General features: G+C 53.0%; 16 protein-coding genes and 1 tRNA gene. 11 read left to right on the forward strand and 6 right to left on the reverse strand.

Annotated elements, in window-relative coordinates:
- Positions 1 to 78: 78 nt before the first annotated feature.
- Both DTL42_RS14360 and DTL42_RS14365 read left to right on the forward strand, forming a co-directional pair.
- Positions 79 to 1,227: a DNA topoisomerase IV subunit A gene (locus tag DTL42_RS14360; RefSeq protein ID WP_114369423.1), complete on the forward strand. Its 1,149-nt coding sequence runs from the start codon at positions 79 to 81 to the stop codon at positions 1,225 to 1,227.
- 90 nt (positions 1,228 to 1,317) lie between these two features.
- On the forward strand, positions 1,318 to 1,770 hold the full coding sequence (locus DTL42_RS14365) for an acyl-CoA thioesterase (protein WP_114369529.1): 453 nt from the start codon (positions 1,318 to 1,320) through the stop codon (positions 1,768 to 1,770).
- A gap of 7 nt (positions 1,771 to 1,777) precedes the next feature.
- Here the strand turns inward: DTL42_RS14365 and DTL42_RS14370 are convergent, their stop codons facing one another.
- A complete protein-coding gene (locus tag DTL42_RS14370; protein ID WP_158545384.1) occupies positions 1,778 to 4,819 on the reverse strand; it encodes a secretin N-terminal domain-containing protein in 3,042 nt (1,013 codons plus the stop codon).
- Between the two features lie 513 nt (positions 4,820 to 5,332).
- On the opposite strand from DTL42_RS14370, the gene DTL42_RS14375 reads away from it, so the two are divergent.
- Complete coding sequence (locus DTL42_RS14375; RefSeq protein ID WP_147274288.1) at positions 5,333 to 6,796, forward strand: hypothetical protein; 1,464 nt, start codon at positions 5,333 to 5,335, stop codon at positions 6,794 to 6,796.
- A 349-nt stretch (positions 6,797 to 7,145) separates the two neighbouring features.
- A complete protein-coding gene (locus DTL42_RS14380; RefSeq protein WP_158545385.1) occupies positions 7,146 to 8,558 on the forward strand; it encodes an RNA polymerase sigma factor RpoD/SigA in 1,413 nt (470 codons plus the stop codon).
- A 35-nt stretch (positions 8,559 to 8,593) separates the two neighbouring features.
- Here the strand turns inward: DTL42_RS14380 and DTL42_RS14385 are convergent, their stop codons facing one another.
- A complete protein-coding gene (locus tag DTL42_RS14385) occupies positions 8,594 to 9,706 on the reverse strand; it encodes an HD domain-containing protein (RefSeq protein WP_114369427.1) in 1,113 nt (370 codons plus the stop codon).
- A 688-nt stretch (positions 9,707 to 10,394) separates the two neighbouring features.
- Between DTL42_RS14385 and DTL42_RS14390 the strand changes: the two genes are divergently transcribed.
- The 4 genes from DTL42_RS14390 (at position 10,395) to DTL42_RS14405 (ending at position 14,594) form a co-directional block, all read left to right on the forward strand.
- Positions 10,395 to 11,261 (forward strand): fumarylacetoacetate hydrolase family protein, encoded by an 867-nt coding sequence (locus tag DTL42_RS14390; protein ID WP_114369428.1) that lies wholly within the window; start codon positions 10,395 to 10,397, stop codon positions 11,259 to 11,261.
- Positions 11,262 to 11,299: 38 nt separating this feature from the next.
- On the forward strand, positions 11,300 to 12,883 hold the full coding sequence (locus DTL42_RS14395) for an aldehyde dehydrogenase (NADP(+)) (RefSeq protein ID WP_114369429.1): 1,584 nt from the start codon (positions 11,300 to 11,302) through the stop codon (positions 12,881 to 12,883).
- Between the two features lie 199 nt (positions 12,884 to 13,082).
- Positions 13,083 to 14,009, forward strand: a complete 927-nt coding sequence (gene floA / locus DTL42_RS14400) for a flotillin-like protein FloA (RefSeq protein ID WP_234824220.1) — start codon at positions 13,083 to 13,085, stop codon at positions 14,007 to 14,009.
- A gap of 48 nt (positions 14,010 to 14,057) precedes the next feature.
- Positions 14,058 to 14,594, forward strand: a complete 537-nt coding sequence (locus DTL42_RS14405) for a PH domain-containing protein (protein ID WP_114369431.1) — start codon at positions 14,058 to 14,060, stop codon at positions 14,592 to 14,594.
- Here the strand turns inward: DTL42_RS14405 and DTL42_RS14410 are convergent.
- The 4 genes from DTL42_RS14410 to csrA form a co-directional block, all read right to left on the reverse strand.
- Positions 14,576 to 15,184 carry a hypothetical protein gene (locus DTL42_RS14410; protein WP_114369432.1) on the reverse strand — a complete coding sequence of 203 codons (609 nt, stop codon included), beginning with the start codon at positions 15,182 to 15,184 and terminating at the stop codon, positions 14,576 to 14,578. The two genes, DTL42_RS14405 and DTL42_RS14410, sit on opposite strands and share 19 nt — an antisense overlap.
- 6 nt (positions 15,185 to 15,190) lie before the next feature.
- Positions 15,191 to 16,234 (reverse strand): ferrochelatase, encoded by a 1,044-nt coding sequence (locus DTL42_RS14415; protein WP_114369433.1) that lies wholly within the window; start codon positions 16,232 to 16,234, stop codon positions 15,191 to 15,193.
- Between the two features lie 141 nt (positions 16,235 to 16,375).
- A tRNA-Glu gene (locus DTL42_RS14420) sits at positions 16,376 to 16,448 on the reverse strand.
- Positions 16,449 to 16,672: 224 nt separating this feature from the next.
- On the reverse strand, positions 16,673 to 16,885 hold the full coding sequence (csrA, locus tag DTL42_RS14425) for a carbon storage regulator CsrA (RefSeq protein ID WP_114369434.1): 213 nt from the start codon (positions 16,883 to 16,885) through the stop codon (positions 16,673 to 16,675).
- Positions 16,886 to 17,427: 542 nt separating this feature from the next.
- Here csrA and DTL42_RS14435 point away from each other — a divergent pair.
- From DTL42_RS14435 to DTL42_RS14445, 3 genes are all read left to right on the forward strand, one after another.
- Complete coding sequence (locus DTL42_RS14435; RefSeq protein WP_114369436.1) at positions 17,428 to 17,964, forward strand: NADH-quinone oxidoreductase subunit I; 537 nt, start codon at positions 17,428 to 17,430, stop codon at positions 17,962 to 17,964.
- A 114-nt stretch (positions 17,965 to 18,078) separates the two neighbouring features.
- On the forward strand, positions 18,079 to 18,714 hold the full coding sequence (locus DTL42_RS14440) for an NADH-quinone oxidoreductase subunit A (protein WP_114369437.1): 636 nt from the start codon (positions 18,079 to 18,081) through the stop codon (positions 18,712 to 18,714).
- A 6-nt stretch (positions 18,715 to 18,720) separates the two neighbouring features.
- A complete protein-coding gene (locus DTL42_RS14445) occupies positions 18,721 to 19,254 on the forward strand; it encodes an NADH-quinone oxidoreductase subunit C (protein ID WP_114369438.1) in 534 nt (177 codons plus the stop codon).
- The last annotated feature ends 1 nt before the right edge of the window (position 19,255 follow it).

The following is a 19,255-nucleotide window of genomic DNA, read 5'->3' on the forward strand; positions in this document are numbered from 1 at the left end:
GTGCGTTATTCTGATACGTTCTTCGCAATGCGGAAATTTCTCCCAGATTCCACAAGTTCTAACGATCAGGCGGCGAGGATGGCCAAGAAAAAAGCCCCGAAGAAGGAAGCTCCCAAGTCAGACGTCGAGTTGACGAAGAAGGACGTCTATACGCTGAAGCAACTAGTCAGTATGGCTGACAGTGTTGTCACGGCAGCTGGACGGGTTCGTGATCCGAAAATGGATATTCCGACTCGGACGCTCTCGAATGTGCGTTTCAATAAGACGCAACGAATTTTGGAGATGGGCAAGAACACCACCGGGCGACAGCTCTTTAACTTGAATCAAGCCAAGAGCTATATGCAAACCATGCTGGTGGGCAGCGGTTGTAAACAGCTGATTGAAGAAGGCAAGTCGACCAGTATCCGAGGTCTCTACTACCTGCTTAAACACACCATCGCCGGCACCAAGGAAGAAACCTTCTCTGATCAGGCCGAAAGTGATCCGATTATCGAAGACGTGGAAGTGCTGTTGAATGTACTTCGCGAAGAGCTGCACCTCTATGCTCAGAAAAAAGGGGACATGGTCGGCAACATTGTCCTGCGAGACAAAGGGGACGAGATCGACTGTTCGCGAATGGGGAGCGGCGGTTACGGCATACCTTCGATTGTCGAGCCAGATACGATCGAGTTCGTAAAGTGCGATGCCAAGTTTGTCCTGCATGTCGAAAAAGGTACCGTGTGGCAACGGTTCAACGAGGACAAGTTTTGGCGCAAACATAATTGCATTCTGACGCATGGTGGCGGACAGCCATCGCGGGGTGTGCGGCGGCTGCTGGCTCGTTTGAACAGCGAACTCAACCTGCCGATTTACTGCGTACTCGATAATGACCCTTGGGGGTACTACATCTACAGCGTGATCAAGCAAGGCTCGATCAACCTGGCATACGAATCGAAACGTATGGCCGTGCCCGATGCCAAGTTCATTGGCCTGCGCTCCATCGATTACGAACGCTGCAATCTTTCTCCTAGCGTGCAGATTACGCTGAACGATTCCGACCGCAAGCGGGCAAAACAGATTGCCAGCTATCCTTGGTTCGAGCACAAAAAGACCTGGCAGAAAGAAATCCAGAAGATGCTCGACAACGGGTTCAAATTAGAAGTGGAAGCGTTGATCAGTCAGGGTGTGAGTTATGTCACCGAAGAGTACGTACCAGCCAGATTAGACGAGCGATCTTGGCTGGACTAAACAGCTCTGAAAAATTGGCATCAGTAGCCCACTATTGAGGTTCAGATGCTTGCCATGATCCAGGGCAAGCACTTCCCGTTAGGACGAGTAATGTACGATCTTGAAAATCTCCCCCCGGAGTTAATCGACTTTCCGGCGGTCGCTAAGGTGCCGGTTCAGTGGGGGGATATGGATTCGTTCCAGCATGTCAACAACGTGGTTTACCTGCGTTGGTTCGAGACCTCCCGCGTTTGCTACCTGGAAGTTTCTGGATTGAATCCAATTCTAGAGGGCTCGGGCTGTGGTCCGATTCTCGTTTCGGTCCATTGCAACTACCGCAAGCAGTTGCGATACCCTGATCAGGTGCTTATTGGTGCCCGGATGGTTAAGCTCGGTGGAACAAGCATGAAAGTCGAGCACATCGTCTACAGCACGGCGCAGCAAGCTGTCGTGGCAGACGGAGATTCGAGCGTCGTGTACTTCGATTATGCTAATCAAAAAGCAGTGATGATTCCGGACGAAGTCCGCACGATGATTGGGAAAGCCGAAGGCAAAGAGGTTTAACAGCCTGCTAGTTGTCTACCTCAATTGCTTGGGGCTGGCCGCTATTTTGCCAGCCTCCTCTAGGCCCGCGTTGGCGGTTTTGGTTTTGCGGCTGATTGCCGTTTGGCTGTCCGTTGGGATTTTGATTGGGCTGCTGCTGATTGGGGTTTTGCTTTTCTAGCAACTGATTCAAAAGCTCGCGAATCTTGTCCCCCCCGACTCCTGTTCGTAAGTTAACGACACGAACGGTGGAAGCTTGCTTGGCAGATTCGTCGATTCGCTTGATCATATCCATCACTAAATTCATCAACGGCTCTCCCTCGGCAGAGATCAGCAGCGTGTTCGAGATATCGTCGACGCCGATCGACAGCTTGCCATTAAAGCCTGAGCCAGTCTGCGAGATGTAATCGCTGGCATAGCGTTCCGGAGTTTTCTCGCGGTCGCCACCTCCTTGTTGCTGCTGCTGTAGCGATTTGTCGTTGGACGACAGAAGATCGCGAAAGACTTCCTTAACCGATTCGGCAATGGCCGTAGCCCGGGAATAGCGTACTGCATAGGTTGAGTTCAGACGCGTTCTTTCTTCGGTGACCGGCTCTGGTTTGTCGTACAATTTGACCAAATCGCGGACCGTCGCCAATTGCTCGGCGCTGGCATTCTGCACGACGATCGTGTTGGTATCGGTGTCAGCCAAGAACTTCAGCTTTTTGCGTTGAGAAAGACGTAGAGGATCTTCTTTCTTTTCATCTTGGCCGAAGCTATAAAACCATCGCGGCATCCCAGAGTCTTCTTCCTCTTCTTCATCAAAGAAGTCTTCTAGATTGAGGGAAACCCAGTAGGCGTTCGCGTATTTCAATTCAAAGACTTCCCAGTCTTTAGGCGGAGGGGTGATTTCCGCGAGAACTTCTTCCAGCAAGTCCAGCATGGCCGGGTTTTTTGAGGAAAGCGTTAGCCGTCCATTGGCATCGACCTGGATCACGACGGGCTGATTGGATGCCTGCTGGCTGTCTGGTTTCTCTGAAGTGTCTGGAAAATAGCGTTGCTTGAGTTCTTCTTGCGAAAGCTCATCCAGTTCTTCCTTGTCCGGGGCTTGCTGGGGAGCTTGGGCAACGGTTTCATCGTTGGCGGGTGGCAACGAGTCGGACATTACCGCAGCCAAATGAACTGGGACACGAATGCGGGGACGATGCGAGGCCGTGTCATCCTTGGTGGGCTGGTCTGTTTTCTTGGCTTCGTTGGCTTCACTGGCTGGCTTTTCAGGACATTCGGCCTTAATCTGGGGAGCTTCAATTTCCAGCGGGGCCGGAGAAACTTGTGGCCAAACCTCTTTGAGTTTCTTCAGGATTTTCTCGGCATCGTCGGAAGAGCCTAGCTCCAGCGTTCTGAGACGCCCACCTTGCGGATCGCCGTTCGCGGGGATTTCCCCCAGTTGCACCAAGAGATTTTCGATCGATTCCAACTCGATGTCGTTGGCCCACAGCAGGAGCCGATTGTTGACGACATCGGCATCGACGCGAAATTTATCTTTGCTTTTGTTCTCTTGCTGTTGCTGACCATACCCGTAATAGGAGTAGTAACCACGGCGACTGTTGCTATCGTCCTCTTCTTCGCCTTCACCCATCATGAAACGGATTGAACCGGCGACGTAATCGGCTTGCAGGCGACGAAGACGTAAGACTTTGAATTGACGTCCGCTGCCGTCCAATTTGTTAATCAACGCTTCGATAGTGATTTTGTCGGCTGGGGTCGCGTAAGCGATTAAGGCCTTGTTTTTTTCGTCAGCTACGAGTTGAGTGGACGGATCGAGATTGCCTGCCTGTAGAAGCATCGCTTGCAGGGCTTTGGGGTCGAGTTGGGCTAAACGAAAGACTTGCACCCGTTGGAAGTTAGCGCCGATGGTCGCACCTGGTTGCGGCGGAACATCAAACATCTTCACGGCTTCAGCGATGATCACCAATTTATCTGGCGGAGCGTTGGCGATAATGCTGTTCTGGCGCGAGTTGATGACCAAACGAATATCGTTGTTGCCGCTCGAGCTTCGTTTGGCTTTGTTGCCCCCTTGTTGTTGGGCTTGCTGCATCTGCTGCATCATTTGTTGCTGCATCTGTTGCATTTGCTGCATCATTTGCGGATTCATCGCACCGCCACCCCCACCGCTTGCTTTTTGCATGCCGAGCAGGGATTGCAGTTGGTTCATGACATCCTCTGCCCGGGTATAGCGAAGGAAGAATTCATGGACTTTGGCCGAGCGTACTTCTGCTGATTGTTCTTCTTGCAACATATGCTGCATCTGTCGAAGATTGGTTGCCACGTCCATTACTTCCAGGCGATTAGAGGTCGCCAGCGCAGACATGCTGCCGTACTTGCTGAGCATTGGCTTCAATTCTTCTACGGCATCTTCGGCGATTAGCCAGCTGAGCGGAAACGAGACTTTGACAAACTCGTGCTCGTCGCAATGACGTAGGTCTTCTGAATGGACCCGCGGAACGCGGGCCGGGTTAAGCCCTTCCAATTTGGCCACGACCATCCCTTCTTGTTGTTGCAAGATGGTGTAGCCGCGTGTCATTAAGCGTTCGTTCAGCAAATCACGAACTTCATCGACCGAGTATGCCCGTTGGGTCGTAAGGTTCAGATAGTCGCTGGGAAGCTCTTGCCAATCGAGGCTGGTATTCGAGATATCTGCGAGCCAGTCCAGCACATCCGGCCAAGCTTGGCCACGGAAGTTGAATCTCACCTTGCCCTGATCATCGGGGCGTACTTTTAGCTCTTCAGGATCTGCTGGTTTATCGGGTTCATCTTTTCGCTTGATTGGCCCTTGGGGGGCTTCGTCAGGTTTCTTTTCGCCTTCAGGTTTGCCTGCGTCTGGTGTTTCTGCTGATTTGCCCTCTGCTGGCTTCCCCTGCGGAGGCTGGCCTCCCGGCTGGGGGCCATCTGGCCGAGGCCTTGGACCACGACGTGGGCCGCCTGGGCTCGCTTGGGCTTCCACAGTACCACCAAATGGGTCTGAGTTAGCTTGACCGAACGCTGTCGACGTAAGAGATACCGCAAGAATCGAAGCGATGGCAAAGAGCATCCAGATGGGTCCGGCTCGAAATTCCGTGCAGGGCTTCTGAAAGTACATGAGGGCAATGGTCCGGCTGTGCGATAGGCTGGGAGACGAGAATGGTTATCGAAAACACCAATTATCTGTGCATGATGCTTAAACTGCAATGAATTGCCAGTGAAATCCCCTAAATATGGAGGATTGCTGGGTATCTCTGCAGGCGGTCAGGCAAGTCAAATAGTTAGACGCAGGAAAAACCACTTTGGTTTTCCCGCTAGCTCTTGTTTGGTGAAAGGAACCCTATAACTTAGAGGAAACTTACGGCGCCACAGGGGGGACGGCGATAATGCTAGTAGAGCTGATTTCCCTAGTGAAGAAGTTTTGCCCTGGTTTTGGGGAACTTTCCTCGCTACAAGCCCATCTACTGCTTGGCACGAGACGATGGTCTCTGCTGTCAGTAAGGAACTGTTTTTGTAAGTCCTTGCTAGTAAAGAGTTTTTGGTTGATTGTATTGAATTATCGTACTTCGCTCGGCATCGTTCCATGAATTTGCAACTTAACGACGAACTTCTTTCTGCTTTCCTGGATGGGGAAGTTTCGGCGGAAGAGCGTCAGCAAATCGAAGCCATGCTTGCCGCATCTCCTGAGTGGCAAAGGCGTTATCGCCAGATGGTCGAAGCCGTTAATCTGGTACGTACCCTGCCTGAGGAACCTTTGCCCCGCGATTTTTCGCAGGGCATCCTGGCTCAGATTGCCCAGCGTCAGCAGGCAGAGCGGCCTGGCGAGCTTCCGCCTAGTCCACCACTAGCGGAGGGGACTGCCTCGCTCGTGACGGTTGCTTCTTCTGCAGACCGCTCGAATGCCAATCGGTTACGGAAGAAAAAATCGACCGTCTCCCCAGCTTGGCTGGCCTTGGCGGCCTGTGTGGTGGTGGCAATGGGGTTAGGGATTGCTTTGCAGACGGGCATGTTCGAGCAAGATCAGAACCAGGTAGCGGTAAATGGGGGAGATCAAACCCCCATTAGCGCTCCTAAAGGTACCCTCGCTGCGAATTCGGATTCGCAAAAAGAAAGCGAAAAACCTGCGATCGAGAAAACACCGGCGGATCCTCAAGGCTCACCTTTTCCTGATGTTGAGCAACTAGCCAACCAGCAAAATCCACTTCCCCAAGAAGAGTCGGCGATGGACGCTGGGGAAGAAAAGAATCGAAATGGTTTTCGCATCCGCGTTCGGACAAAGCCTGGTCAAGGTAAGGATATGCCAGAGACCATGGTTCGTCCCCCGGCAATTGCCCGCAGTGTGTACAACCTAGAGAAGCAAGATGATCAGGGGCTCGACCAGAGCGAATTGATTCCGATCGATGATCCGAACGTCTCGACGGAATTGGTCAATTGGATTGATGCGGATCAAAATGGCGATATATCTGATCCTGAAATGCAGCAAGCTTGGTTTCGGTTCTCAAAACCAGATATGCAGGCCCCTGCGATTACCGAGCCAACGTTGAAATTGATCGATCATGATATGAACGAGAAGATCTCGGCTGCTGAATTTCACTTGACGATCGCTTCGGTGCGGTGGAATTCATCCGAGGAGATTCGGCGAATTTGGTTCCGCTTAGATGCCAATGCAGATGGCTACTGGTCGCGAGAGGATTTCGCCGGCAACGTTCGTTTCGCACCCATTCAAAACGAGATCACGCAGTGGCATACGCTATTAGATCGTTCGCGTAATGGTAGGGTCTCACGCGTTGAGTACTTGCTTTCGGCGGGCTACATGCAATTAACCTTGAAGAACTGGGAACGGAAAGTTCTCAATCCTCGAGTCTTTGATGAAACGCAGAAGCTTTTCGTTGAGTTCGATCGGGACGGCAACGGCCAGCTAGCGGGGCGAGAACTGCGGCGATTAAAGGAGAGTCGTACCGAGCTGAAATCGCTTCTGGACGATGTCGATCAGAATGGAATTTCCGCTTACGAGCTTTATCTTTTAATCGAATCGAAGCAACTCTAGCTGAACCTTCGTTGGATAGAAGGAGTAGATAAGCTGCGGGCAACCGTGTGCAAAACCTACGCGCCGGGGGATTTGGAGGTCTACTTCCTTTCTTTCCTCTCCTGAAGGCGTAGAATGAGTGTTCTTAGACGGACATGGGCCAGCATGTTTGTTTGAGTCAAGGTCGAGAGCGTTCTAGCAAATACCCACTAGGCATGGGCAGCCTGTGGTGAGCCAGTAACGCCCGGGAGCAGAGGCGAAGATGATCGATGGAGGCAGCAGCGTTGCACGGAGTGGCAGCATTTCCGGCAGCGTAAATTCTGATGCGACTACGGACAGATTTGATACAAGTATCTTGGCTCCGGTAGGAATGCGTAGCCAAGAGAAAGCGATCCAAAGCAATGCATCGCAAAGTGGAGAACCAGAGTCGCTTCGAGCTTATCTGACCGAGATGGGGAAAATCCCTCGGCTTACGCCAAAGCAGGAAGTGGTTCTAGCGCAGCGAGTAACGAGAACTCGAATCGCTTTCTTGCGGAGATTGCTGGCGTGCGGTGTCGTCTCGACGCGCATTTGTGATTTGTTGGTCGAGGTCCTCGAAGGGGATCGCCGGCTGGACCGTACCTTAGAAGTTACGATCAGTAATGCTCAGGAAAGAGCCCTGTGGCAAGATAAGATCAAGCATGCCATCGAAAGGCTAACCGAGGCGGCCCAGCAAGATCACGAAGATCTTTCCGTCGTGATGACGGCAAAGGAGCAAACCGCCGAGCAACGCCAGCGGGCTATCGAACGGTTGATGCGAAGGCGTCACGGGATCGCTTGTTTTCTGCATTCGTTGGGTTTGCGAGAAAAATTCTTTTCCGCGTGGATGCGCGCCATTGAAGATACTGCGGAGCGATTGGCAGATGCCGAAGGAAACGCTACAGGTCAAGCTACGGATATCTTTCGTATGCCGACCTCGGCTGAGGGGATGAAGGTTTTCGGGCTGTACCAAGAAACCCCCGGAACTCTAGCCTTTCAGTTGCCCCGCATTCGCCAAATGCAAGACGCCTATGCTGTGTCGAAGCAACAGCTTGTCGCGGCCAATTTGCGTTTGGTCGTCTCGATTGCCAAGTCGTATCGTAATCGCGGACTAAGCTTCATGGACTTGATCCAGGAAGGAAATCTTGGCCTGATCCGGGCGGTGGAAAAGTTTGACCAATCGTTAGGCTTCAAGTTTGCTACTTACGCAACGTGGTGGATTCGCCAAGCGGTCCTCAAAGCAATTTCAGAGCAGGCCAAGTTGATTCGTGTCCCCGTGCGGATGCAGGAACGGATTCAAGCGGTACAAACAGCCAAGGCTTTCTTACGGCAAGAGGAGAGTCGAAATCCGACCATTGAAGAGGTCGCTCGGCACGCCAAGATTAGTGAAAAGGAAGTCCGGCATGTGGATGCACTGATCGGTGGCACGCTTTCATTAGATGCCAGGCTGTGGGAGGAAGATGATTTCGCGGATATCTTGCCGGAAAATAACGGCGCGCCCGCGTTGAGCGAATCGGGCCGGACAACCATTCAGAAGTTGTTGCAAAAAGTCTTCAATGTGCTCAATCAGCGCGAGCAGGAAATTCTCCGACGCCGTTTTGGCATTGGAGATGGTCGTACGCAAACGCTGGAGGAGGTCAGCCGCGTGTTTTCTTTGACTCGGGAGCGAATTCGCCAGATTGAAATCGCGGCGCTTCGCAAGTTACGAAAATCAAGCGACTGTGCCTGCCTCGAAGATTGGATTGATGAACCGGTGACGCTATAAGAACGCACTGTGTCGATGGGTTGCCTGTGCGGTGGCTACCACGTATCGCATTCGTACGATAGCTGCCGCAGATAGTCGATTGCCTCTTCCAGTTCCGGCACTTCGACACCCGTTTGCCGTCCTTCGCGATCACAACGGGCCAGTAGCATAAGCTCTTCGTAGCTTTCGGCTTGTTTGAGTCGCTGCTTGGCCCGAGCCCCGAGCGTGCCATCAAGGATCTGCCCCGCTTCCATGTGATAAGCGATCAGCCAGCGCGTTCGGGCGGTGATGTCGTCTCCGAGTGCGTTAAGCCCAGCCTCGACGTGGTTGTAAGGATCGATTCCTTTGCCTACATCGTGCAGCAATGCAGCCAAGAGAAATTCCTCGTCGTAGGGAAGCTGCTTTCGTGCCAACTCAAATACCTGGAGGCTGTGATAAAGCACATCTCCTTCCGGATGCCATTTAGGGTTTTGCTTCACGTTTTCCAGCGGAAGCATTAACGCTTCGTATTGGAGAAAGCGGTCGACCTGGTTTTCGATCGCGGCTAACCCGTCTTCGTACTGGGCACGATCGTATTGTGTTTGTAAAAATTGTTCGAACTCGGCGAGGCTCATTCGTTCTTGCGGTTTACCGGTGATCGAGCTGCGCGAAACGACCGATACGTCTCTGCTGGCTCGTACTGTGATCTCGAAGGGATATTCTTCCCGAATGTGAATATGTACGTAGACACCTTCGGCACCCGGTTTATGGACATGTTTTCGCTCGACATCGTAGCGTACCCCTTCTCCATCGAGGGCTGCGGTTACGCTAGAAACACTATCGCTGAAAACATGGAGGTCGATATCCGATCCTTGACGAACATGCCCCGTCAGCACGCTGCCGACAATCTTAGGGCGAAAGCGTTCGAGGATCTTCATCATGCGCAGGCCTTCCAGACGCATGGCCAGCAGGTGATTTAGACGCGAGTCCCCTTCAAACATTCGAGCCATCGATTGGACTTCATCTCGAATTTCGGCGTTCGTAGGGAGATCCGCTTCTTTGACCCAACCTCGTTGGACGCGGCGAGCCGCTTTCATTTTGGCCTGGTAGTATTCAGAGACTTGGCGGTCATACAACAGGCGCGCAGCTTCATGGGCAATCTGACGACGCAGCTTTGACGGTTCCGACATGGAGAGGCAGTGAATTGAATCACTGTCAGGTCGACGAGTAAAGAAGTTAAGGGCCGTCTGGCCGACAACAGAACGGCTATCTACATAATATACAAAACGGGCAGATCGTCATGAGGCTACTTTCGAAGATTGTAGCTTTGGGGGACATCGGCAATATGAGACATGGCCCTGGAAAAGGGGGTAGGCTACGCCGCACCGCGCCGATCCGGCAACTCGGTGCCCTCTCCCGACAACCAAATCACCGGCCGGCAACGGTGCGCACGTCAGCCGCAAGATGCACTCCTCGCTGCGTCAAAGTCGGCAACTTCCTTCGTATGCTTCCCAAGTGGGGACTTGGGTTTACCTAGAAAAAGGAACGCAACCGGTCGTTGGGAAAAGGGGGTTGGCGTCTTTGGGCCAGCGGATGGATTCGATCTTTGCAAAAGGCATGCCGCGACCGGTATAGCGTGGTAGGAATTCCCGATGGCCAAGTGCCGTAGGCACTGACTACAGCGGAAGTTAGAAGCGATTTCCGTCTCTTGCGGTCCCCTTTGATGAACATTTCTTCATGGGGATTGCCAAGGATGCGCGCCGCTTGTGCCTATTTCCGGGGCAGAAACGAACTCGCTGGGATTACTACATTCCGATCCGTCCGGGCGTTAGAATACGGCGAAACTATTCGGCCCCACCTTAACTGAGAGAATTCGTCATGCGTCTCGCAAAGTTCATCGGCACCCACGGTACCCCTGCCGTAGGCCTGGTTCGTGACAATGAAGTCGTGCAGTTCTCGTCGCACGAAGTTAGCTCGTTGTTCGACATTTTGAATGCCGAGAGCCCCGTTCAGATGGTCGAGTCGTTGCTCGGCAACGCCGAACAAACCATCCCTTTGGACCAGGTGGCCTGGCTTCCTCCCATCGATCAGCAGGAGGTTTGGGCGGCTGGGGTGACCTATAAGCGAAGCCAGACCGCTCGGATGGAGGAGTCGGAAGCGGCCGCCGATTGTTACGATCGAGTTTACCAGTCCGACCGGCCTGAGTTGTTCTTCAAGGCCACACCCCATCGGGTGACAGGCACAGGACAAACTTTACGAATTCGCAAGGACTCGAAGTGGAACGTGCCAGAGCCGGAATTTGCGTTGGCCCTGAATTCTCGGGGGCAAATCGTGGGTCTTACCATTGGCAACGATATGAGCAGCCGGGACATTGAAGGAGAGAACCCCCTTTATCTCCCTCAGGCAAAAGTTTATGACCAATGTTGCGGCTTGGGGCCGTGGGTTGTTTTGGCTTCGGAATATTGGAAAGACTTCCCACAGCTATCCGACATCCAGGTTCGGCTCGAGATTGTTCGTGGTGGCGAGGAAGCTTTCAGGGGAGAAACGAGCCTCGATCAATTGGCTCGCTCGCTTGAGGGATTGGTTGAATACCTCTTCCGCGATCAGCATTTCCCACGTGGAGCCTTTCTGCTGACCGGGACGGGAATTGTGCCGGACAACGATTTCACCCTCCAGCCACAAGACATCGTGAATATTACCATTTCGGGCATTGGTACCCTGAGCAGCGAGATTATTCAGGGTTAGTCCGCGTCCATTTTTGAATACGGGAAGGTTTTGGGTTCATGGCGGTTCAGCAAGTTTTCATTGGCGGAAAATGGCGTGACGCGAATCATAGCGAGACATTTCAGGCCGACAATCCAGCGGAGAAGCAGCCATTGGCAGACGTTTTCCCGGTAAGTACCTGGCAAGACGTCGACGAAGCCCTGACGGCGGCAGATGTTGCTTTCCGGGAAATGCGCCAAATGGCGGTCGATCGCCTTGAACTGTTCCTTAACCTGTTCGCGCATCTGCTGGAAGAAAACGCCCAAGCGTTGTGCGAACTTGCCCATCAAGAAACCGGTTTGCCGGTTTCGCCGCGGCTGCTCGATGTCGAGTTGCCTCGCACGGTCAACCAGTTGAAGATGGCCGCTCAAGCAGCTGGCGAAGGAAGTTGGCGGGTGCCGACGATTGATACCAAGGCCAACATCCGCTCGTACTATGCAGGCATTGGTCCTGTGGCCGTGTTTGGACCCAATAACTTTCCGTTAGCATTTAATGGTGCTTCGGGGGGGGATTTTGCTGCGGCGATTGCGGCAGGAAATCCTGTGATCGTGAAAGCCAATCCTGCGCATCCTGCGACCACGCGTGAACTTGTGAAGTTGGCCGCTCAAGCTGCCAGCGAGATTGGTTTGCCGCCTGCCGCGATTCAGTTGGTTTATCACATGGCGAACGAGGACGGCCTGCGCATGGTTTCGGATCCTCGACTCGGCTCGATTGGGTTCACCGGGAGCGGCATCGCGGGACGCAAGCTGAAGGAAGCAGCGGATAAAGTCGGCAAGCCAATCTATTTGGAGATGTCGAGCATCAACCCGGTTGTGATCTTGCCCGGTGCTTTAGCAGAACGAGGGGCAGATATCGCCAGCGAATTCAGCACAAGCTGCTTGATGGCGGCAGGGCAGTTCTGCACCAACCCTGGCTTGATCATCCTTATGGACGACGAGCACACTACCCAGTTTATCACCACCGTTAAAGAAGCGTTTGGTAAGGCGCCGGCTGGCACACTTTTGACCAAAGGGGTAGAAGCTTCGTTGGCGAAAAGCCTGCAGCAGTTGATCGATGCCGGTGCCGACGTAGAAGTCAGCGGAAGCGGCGAGTCTTCGTCCAAGGGATATTCCTGCCCGAATACTTTGCTCAGCACGACCGGGGATAAATTCCTAGAGCAGCCAGAGGTCTTTCAGACGGAGGCGTTTGGCAACTCGTCGTTAATCGTGAAGGCGAAAAACCTTGATCAGGTTTGCCAGATCATTGATTCGCTGGAAGGTAACCTCACGGGGACGATTTACTCGGACCAGGAAGGTGGCGATGATCCTGCATACGATGCGGTTAGCCTAGTGCTTCGCCAGAAGGTGGGGCGTTTGATTAACGATAAGATGCCCACCGGTGTTGCTGTTAGCCCGGCAATGAACCACGGAGGTCCTTTCCCTTCGACCGGACACCCTGGTTTCACGGCGGTCGGCATTCCGGCGTCAATCCATCGCTTTGCCATGTTGCAGTGCTTCGACAACGTCAAGGAAGGGCGTTTGCCGCGCGAGCTGCACAACGAAAACCCAACCGGTCGGACTTGGCGTTTGATCGACGGGGCTTGGACCCAGAACAGCATCTCGTAGTTTGCCCAGGAATTGTCCTGATCCGATTGCTGGAGTACTGTCTAGCAATCGGATATGATTGCGGTAGACGAGTCGCCGTAAGGTTCCTGTTCGTAGCGATATTCATCAGGCAAGGTATTACCGCATGATCGACGCATTCCTATTATTCGCCCAAGAAGGTCCGCTTGTACCTTGGTATTTCTGGGCAGGGGCGACGTTCATGCTGGTCGTGCTAGGCATAATCATTTTGATTGTGCTTTTGAATTACGGTCAGCTGTGGTTTCAAGCGGCAGCGTCGAGCGCTGATATTTCGCTTTGGAGCTTGGTCGGAATGAGCTTGCGGCAGGTTAACAGCCGGCTCATTGTCAAAGCCAAGATCATGGCCAAACAGTCGGGGCTCGATATCGATCGACGGAATGGGATCAGTACCAGACGGTTGGAAGCCCATTACCTAGCTGGCGGTAACGTGATGCACGTGATCCATGCGATTATTGCCGCGCATCGTGCTGGGATCGATTTAGACTTCGACCGTGCCGCAGCAATCGACTTGGCCGGTCGCGATGTGGTGGACGCTGTGCGAACGAGCGTATTGCCCAAGGTGATTGACTGCCCAGATCCACGCCGCAGCGGTAAGAGCACGCTGAGTGCTATTGCTAAAAACGGTGTTGAATTACGCGTGCGGGCAAAGGTAACGGTGAAGACCTCGCTGGAGCAGTTGATTGGTGGGGCAACGGAAGAAACGGTGATTGCCCGTGTGGGTGAGAGCATTATTTCCGCAATCGGTTCTTCCGAGCATCATACGCATGTTCTCGAAAATCCGGACGTGATTACCCGAGCGGTGTTGGCTCGTGGTCTGGATGCCCATACTGCTTACGAGATTGTTTCGATTGATATTGCTGATATCGACGTGGGTGAGAATGTCGGAGCCCGTTTGCAGAACGATCAGGCTGAGGCCGATACGCGTGTGGCCCGTGCCAAGGCGGAACAGCGCCGGGCGGAAGCGATCGCTGCCGAGCAGGAAAACAAAGCGAAAGTCGCCATGAACCGCGCGAAGCTGGTTTTCGCCGAAGCAGAGGTCCCCAAAGCGATGGCCGATGCCTTCCGCAGTGGTTCGATGCACGCGCCGCACGAGAATGGTCAAGCTTAGTTAATTCGTTACCGCCGGGATTGAAGCGGACGTAAAGAATCGTTTCCCATGAAACAAGCCATCGCTGGCCTCTCGTTAAGTAGCCAACACGAAGCAACCGCCATTGTGGTGTGGCCATCGGTTTCTGCCTCGGAAATTGGGCAGAAGCTGGGGAGGCTTTATGAAAAGAAAGAAGGCAAAGGGATTTTCACGTTGGGGAATCTCTTTGTGCTGCTTTCGATTCCATTGGCGATCCCCCTCTATCTCTGGAATTTTCTGCCGGTTGTGGGGACTCGGTATCGCATCACCAATCGCCAGGTAATTGTTGAGCGAGGAATTCAGGGTGTGTCTGAGAGGCAGATGGGGTTGGGGGACTTTGATCGTATTGAAATCGTTCAACAGTCAGGGCAGGCTTGGTTTCGCTCAGCCGACATGATTTTTTGGCAACAGAAGCCTTCCGATGTCGGTGAAAGCCCGCAGGAAGTCGAAGTACTTCGTTTGCCAGGGGTTCCCTACCCGGAAGTGTTTCGGGCGGCCTGTCAAAAAGCGGCCATGACCTATCGTGGGTTTCGAGAGATTCACCAACGTCAAGCAACCGGCCCTTGATCTTGGGCGAGATGTCCCTCGATGAGCTGTATTAGACGAGTCAGCATGCGCGAGCCGCTGCGAATCGCTTTCTCTTGCTCGGCCTCTTCTCCGGTGATGAGTGGGACATGAACAAACAGGCTACGATGGGCGATGCCGCGCTGCAGAAAGGCTTCCGTCGACCAATAATACGACGCATTGCAGAGATAGGTGCCCGCGTGAAAACTGACGTCGGTAGGGATGTCGTGTTGGCGTAGATCATCCCGCCAGTCTTCGAGCGGCAGTTGGCTGGTATACGCCGCCGGGCCATGGGGGTTAAGCGTAGCGATCGGGGTGTTCGGGCCGCTCTTGAGGTTCAGGGCGACCATCTCCAAGTTGTAACGATCGATGCGTGGCGATTGTCCCAGGTGAACGGCAAAGTCAAACGAAAGTTCATGCAACTTGCGGATTCGCGGTTCGGCAAGTTGGTAGTCGACTGGAAGAATTTCCGTTGTAAATTCGCTACGCCGAGAGCCAGGCGTATCTTGCAGCCAATGCAGCAAGATTTGCTGGGACGCGTTGGTCGGGTATTCAAGGAATGGTTCAAACGCTGTGAGCAGGATGCGTTGCATTCCGGTCTATTCCGTAGGGCGTGTGTGGGCAGGGCGGCGAGGTTCGTAGCGGCAACAGTTGGCCGGACAGGTGTCGTGCGATGGTCCGAAATTTCCAATCGCAGGCTTTTCTTCCGTCAGCCCGAGGCGTTCCTCGATTAATTGCCGAATCATCGCAACAAACGTTGGGTGGGTACCGGCAGTCTTGGCTCGCGCGAGAGGAATGCCAAGTTCCTGGGCGAGTTTGGCGGCCTCGTCGTCGAGATCATAGATTACTTCCATGTGGTCAGAGACAAAACCAACTGGAACTAAAACGATTTGACTAGCGGAACCGGAACTCGCCAACTCTTTCATTGCGTCGCAAACATCTGGCTCTAACCAGGGCTGAGAAGGAGGCCCGCTCCGGCTTTGATAGACCAGCGACCATTGGTCAATTCCGGCCGCTGCGGCAATAAGGCTTGAGCATTCTTGCAATTGCTTTTCGTAATCGCAATTTTCAGCCATCCCATTGGGGATGCTATGGGCGGTAAAGAGAACTTGTCGTTTCTCTGCGCCATCGGCGGGCAGTTCGCCGATCGCATCGCGGACACGGTCGGCCATCGTCTCGATGAAGGCTGGATGGTTGTAGAACGTGCGGATTTTGTCGAAGACCATCGCTTCGAGCCCCAGTTCGGCTTGGGCTTTTTGAATGTCTTCGCGGTATTGCCGGCAGCCAGAGTAAGAACTGAAGATCGAGGTAACAAAAACGAGCGTCTTACGAACCCCGTCGGCGTCCATTTGCCGCATGGTATCGGTCAGTAAGGGATGCCAATTTCGATTGCCCCAATAGATAGGCAAATTGATTTCGTGCTGCTTGAGCTCTTCGGTAAGCTGCTCGATCAGGGCTCTGTTTTGATCGTTGATAGGGCTCTTGCCGCCAAAGTGGTAATAGTGCTCGGCGACTTCTAGCATCCGCTCGCGTGGAACGTTGCGACCATGTAAGACATTTTCAAGAAATGGGATTACGTCGTCTGGTTTTTCGGGGCCCCCAAACGAGAGCAGCAGCAGGGCATCGTAGGGTAGGTCGTTCATGATGCTTTGGATTTGGCTAGGGGCAGATGGCTAAAGCGAGAGTAACCGCAGCAGTCAGGCTAAGGTAACTTTTACGGACAACATCATTCTATAAGTCAGGGCATAAAAAAAGCCTTCCGTTTAACGGAAGGCTTTAAAAAGTGACCCCAACGGGGTTCGAACCCGTGTTACCGGCGTGAAAGGCCGGTGTCCTAGACCACTAGACGATGGGGCCGTTTGTTGAAGGGCTTGAGTATATTAAATAGTCGGCTGTGTCTTCAAGTGGGGGTAGTTGAAGAGGCCGAAAAAATGCCCTGAAATTCTCTGGCTTAACACTTCGAAATACGCAAAGGCAACAGAATGCAGCTTATTTTTGCGAACTTGCTGACTGATTAAGATGCGTGATGAGAGGGGGAATTATTATTTAGGCAGATAACGGCACAGCGGTTTCGGAATCAATTATTCCGAATCGATGTTAGCCGAAGCACCCGGTTCCGATTGCCCGTTCTCATTGCGTTTGATGGCATCGTATACTTCGCGCCGGTGAACAGGTACTTCTTTGGGGGCTTCCACACCCAAACGGACCTTATCTCCGCGGATTTCCACAACAACAATGGTGATGTCGTTGTTGATTACGATGCTCTCGTTCTTTTTCCTCGATAATACCAGCATTTTATGCTCTCCACGCAACCGCCAAGGGGGATACTCTCTCTCATTATTTTGGCGGCACTGCCTTGTCGAATGCTTGAACCTTCTGTCGCCCTTCGTTAGACTTGAGCAGAAATCAAAAGGTTCGAGTCGCGTTATCACTTTAGATGTTTAACGAAACAGCAAAGCGTTTAACTAAGCAGCGACATCCTCGAAAATTTCCTCAAAGCAAAGCAGGTACAGCCTGAAGTGCGCGAGGAAACTCTCACTTCACTCTACGCGCTAAATTAGCGGCGTCAAGCAAGCAATCCCCGGACTTTAATGAAATCTGGTATGCTTGACGAGGAATGTGCCGAAAAAACGGGAGCATTTACCTTTCCTGCCTCCCTTCTCCAGACTCTCCTTTTTGGGGCAATTTGTCCCCGCAATATGGCAGCTTGGTACTGGATTGAAGGAAGTAGAGGAATCGCCAATACTATGCATAACCCCACTAGGCTGATAATTCAGCGGCTAAGGGGTTTTGCATTTACGTAACATGAGTTCGCTAAGGATCACTGGGTGACTGCATGGCTGACTGGTGGAAAAACCTGTATCGCGCGATCTCGACCGTTTTTCAAGGGTTGCTGGTGACGTTGCGCGTTTGGAAGTCGACCTACGATTCCTCCAGAAAAACATTTACGGAACACTTTGAATATCCAGAGCTTCCGGCGAGGGTTGCCCCCCGATATCGTGGTTTTCATCGCTTTGACGTGACAACCTGTATTGGATGCGACCAATGTGCCAAGGCGTGTCCGGTCGACTGTATCTATATAGGCAAAGAACGTGTCGAGAACGGCAAGGGGTTTCGTTTAACTCACTTCACCATCGATTACACCAAGTGCATGTTCTGTGCGTTGTGTGTTGAGCCGTGTCCCGTTGATTGCATCTTTATGGGGGGAACGCTCGATTTGAGTTCCTATAGTCGAGACGGAGCCCTGGTCGACTATTCTCGCCTGCCTATCGATGTTGCTTGGGGACGGGCCACGCTAAATCCTACAGCGGTGGCCGAGTCGAAAGCGGTGCTATTTCCGGTGCATGGCGGGCCTTCGCAGCCGGAAGGATAGGCCAAGGGCCGTTGCACCTTTTTGCCTGCCCCTCTTAAATGATGAAAACAATTGTCATTTCCAGCGTTGGGGCAAACTGTTTTCTTACTTCTGGCGTTAACAGCCGAGTGTTTCATGAGCCTATCCACCACGATCGTTGCCTACTTGCTGCTATTTACCGTAGGTGGCTTTGGGTTTGTGTTCTTGAATATCGTGCTCGGTAGTCTGTTGCGGCCCAAGAACGCGCACGAAGAGAAGCTGGAAATCTACGAGTGTGGCGAGCCGACGATCGGTTCCAGCTTCGTTCAGTTCGATCTACGGTTTTATGTGGTCGCTCTGTTGTTCATTATCTTTGAAGTCGAGGTTGCCTTCTTCTTTCCATGGGCGGTGGTGTTCGGCAAGTCGACGCAGTTGGCCCAGTCCGATGTGCCGGTCATTGTTCAGGCGGCCGATGGCCAGGAGACGCTGGGGCCTGCTTATCGTGGTTTGATGACTGAACTGGGGCTTCCGACGGATGAGGCCAGTTTGCTCTCGGGCAAGGATGCGGCCGAGAAGGAAGCTCAGATAAAATCGGCCGCCTCGAAGCTGGTGTGGACTTGTATTGCTGATATTGGTGTTTTCTTTGCGGTGCTACTGGTCGGGTTTGCCTACGTTTGGAAGCGGGGTGACTTGGACTGGGTTCGTTCGACAGCCGGTCATGCGAAGAAAGCCAGTTCTGCGGAAAACGGCTGGCGCGATCCAGTCCCGGTTGTTTCTAGTTCGCAAGGGTAGAGGTCGATGGTGATTGACGAGAGCTTGGTTCAGCGATTGAAGCAGCAGTTCGGCGAAAAAATCGTCGGCGCAAATCTGGAGAACGTCGACCCATGGATCGAGGTAGCCCCGGGCGGGCTTGTCGAAGTGTGTCGTTTCTTGCGAGACGAGCCTGCGACTCGCTGTGATTATTTGAACTCGATATGCGTCGTCGATTATTGCGAGGTTGACCCCAAGAAGGCGGCCAAAGCGAAATGGGAGCCTCATCTTGAGGTGGTTTATCACTTGTCGAGTATCCGACTGAAGACGTCCGGTGTGCTGAAGGTGAAATTGCCACGCTGGCAAGATAACGTGGAAGGGCAATTGCCAGAGGTTCCTTCTGTCTGCGAGATTTGGCCCACGGCCAATTGGCACGAACGGGAGGCGTACGACCTTTCTGGCGTGAACTTTGGCGGGCATCCTGATTTACGCCGCATTCTTTGCCCGGAAGATTGGGTTGGTTTCCCGCTGCGTAAAGATTACGAAATGCCGCTCGAGTACCACGGCATTCGCGGACGTTGAG

The organism is Bremerella cremea, assembly GCF_003335505.1.
GTDB classification, from domain to species: domain Bacteria; phylum Planctomycetota; class Planctomycetia; order Pirellulales; family Pirellulaceae; genus Bremerella; species Bremerella cremea_A.

Excerpts from the sequence above, each read along its gene's own strand:
- csrA (WP_114369434.1), bottom strand. The coding sequence starts at position 16,885 with ATGCTGGTATTATCGAGGAAAAAGAACGAGAGCATCGTAATCAACAAC.
- DTL42_RS14415 (WP_114369433.1), bottom strand. The coding sequence starts at position 16,234 with ATGAACGACCTACCCTACGATGCCCTGCTGCTGCTCTCGTTTGGGGGC.
- DTL42_RS14380 (WP_158545385.1), top strand. The coding sequence starts at position 7,146 with ATGCGTAGCCAAGAGAAAGCGATCCAAAGCAATGCATCGCAAAGTGGA.
- DTL42_RS14385 (WP_114369427.1), bottom strand. The coding sequence starts at position 9,706 with ATGTCGGAACCGTCAAAGCTGCGTCGTCAGATTGCCCATGAAGCTGCG.
- DTL42_RS14360 (WP_114369423.1), top strand. The coding sequence starts at position 79 with ATGGCCAAGAAAAAAGCCCCGAAGAAGGAAGCTCCCAAGTCAGACGTC.
- DTL42_RS14410 (WP_114369432.1), bottom strand. The coding sequence starts at position 15,184 with ATGCAACGCATCCTGCTCACAGCGTTTGAACCATTCCTTGAATACCCG.
- DTL42_RS14390 (WP_114369428.1), top strand. The coding sequence starts at position 10,395 with ATGCGTCTCGCAAAGTTCATCGGCACCCACGGTACCCCTGCCGTAGGC.
- DTL42_RS14395 (WP_114369429.1), top strand. The coding sequence starts at position 11,300 with ATGGCGGTTCAGCAAGTTTTCATTGGCGGAAAATGGCGTGACGCGAAT.
- DTL42_RS14405 (WP_114369431.1), top strand. The coding sequence starts at position 14,058 with ATGAAACAAGCCATCGCTGGCCTCTCGTTAAGTAGCCAACACGAAGCA.
- DTL42_RS14445 (WP_114369438.1), top strand. The coding sequence starts at position 18,721 with ATGGTGATTGACGAGAGCTTGGTTCAGCGATTGAAGCAGCAGTTCGGC.
- floA (WP_234824220.1), top strand. The coding sequence starts at position 13,083 with ATGCTGGTCGTGCTAGGCATAATCATTTTGATTGTGCTTTTGAATTAC.
- DTL42_RS14375 (WP_147274288.1), top strand. The coding sequence starts at position 5,333 with ATGAATTTGCAACTTAACGACGAACTTCTTTCTGCTTTCCTGGATGGG.
- DTL42_RS14365 (WP_114369529.1), top strand. The coding sequence starts at position 1,318 with ATGTACGATCTTGAAAATCTCCCCCCGGAGTTAATCGACTTTCCGGCG.
- DTL42_RS14435 (WP_114369436.1), top strand. The coding sequence starts at position 17,428 with ATGGCTGACTGGTGGAAAAACCTGTATCGCGCGATCTCGACCGTTTTT.
- DTL42_RS14370 (WP_158545384.1), bottom strand. The coding sequence starts at position 4,819 with ATGCTCTTTGCCATCGCTTCGATTCTTGCGGTATCTCTTACGTCGACA.
- DTL42_RS14440 (WP_114369437.1), top strand. The coding sequence starts at position 18,079 with ATGAGCCTATCCACCACGATCGTTGCCTACTTGCTGCTATTTACCGTA.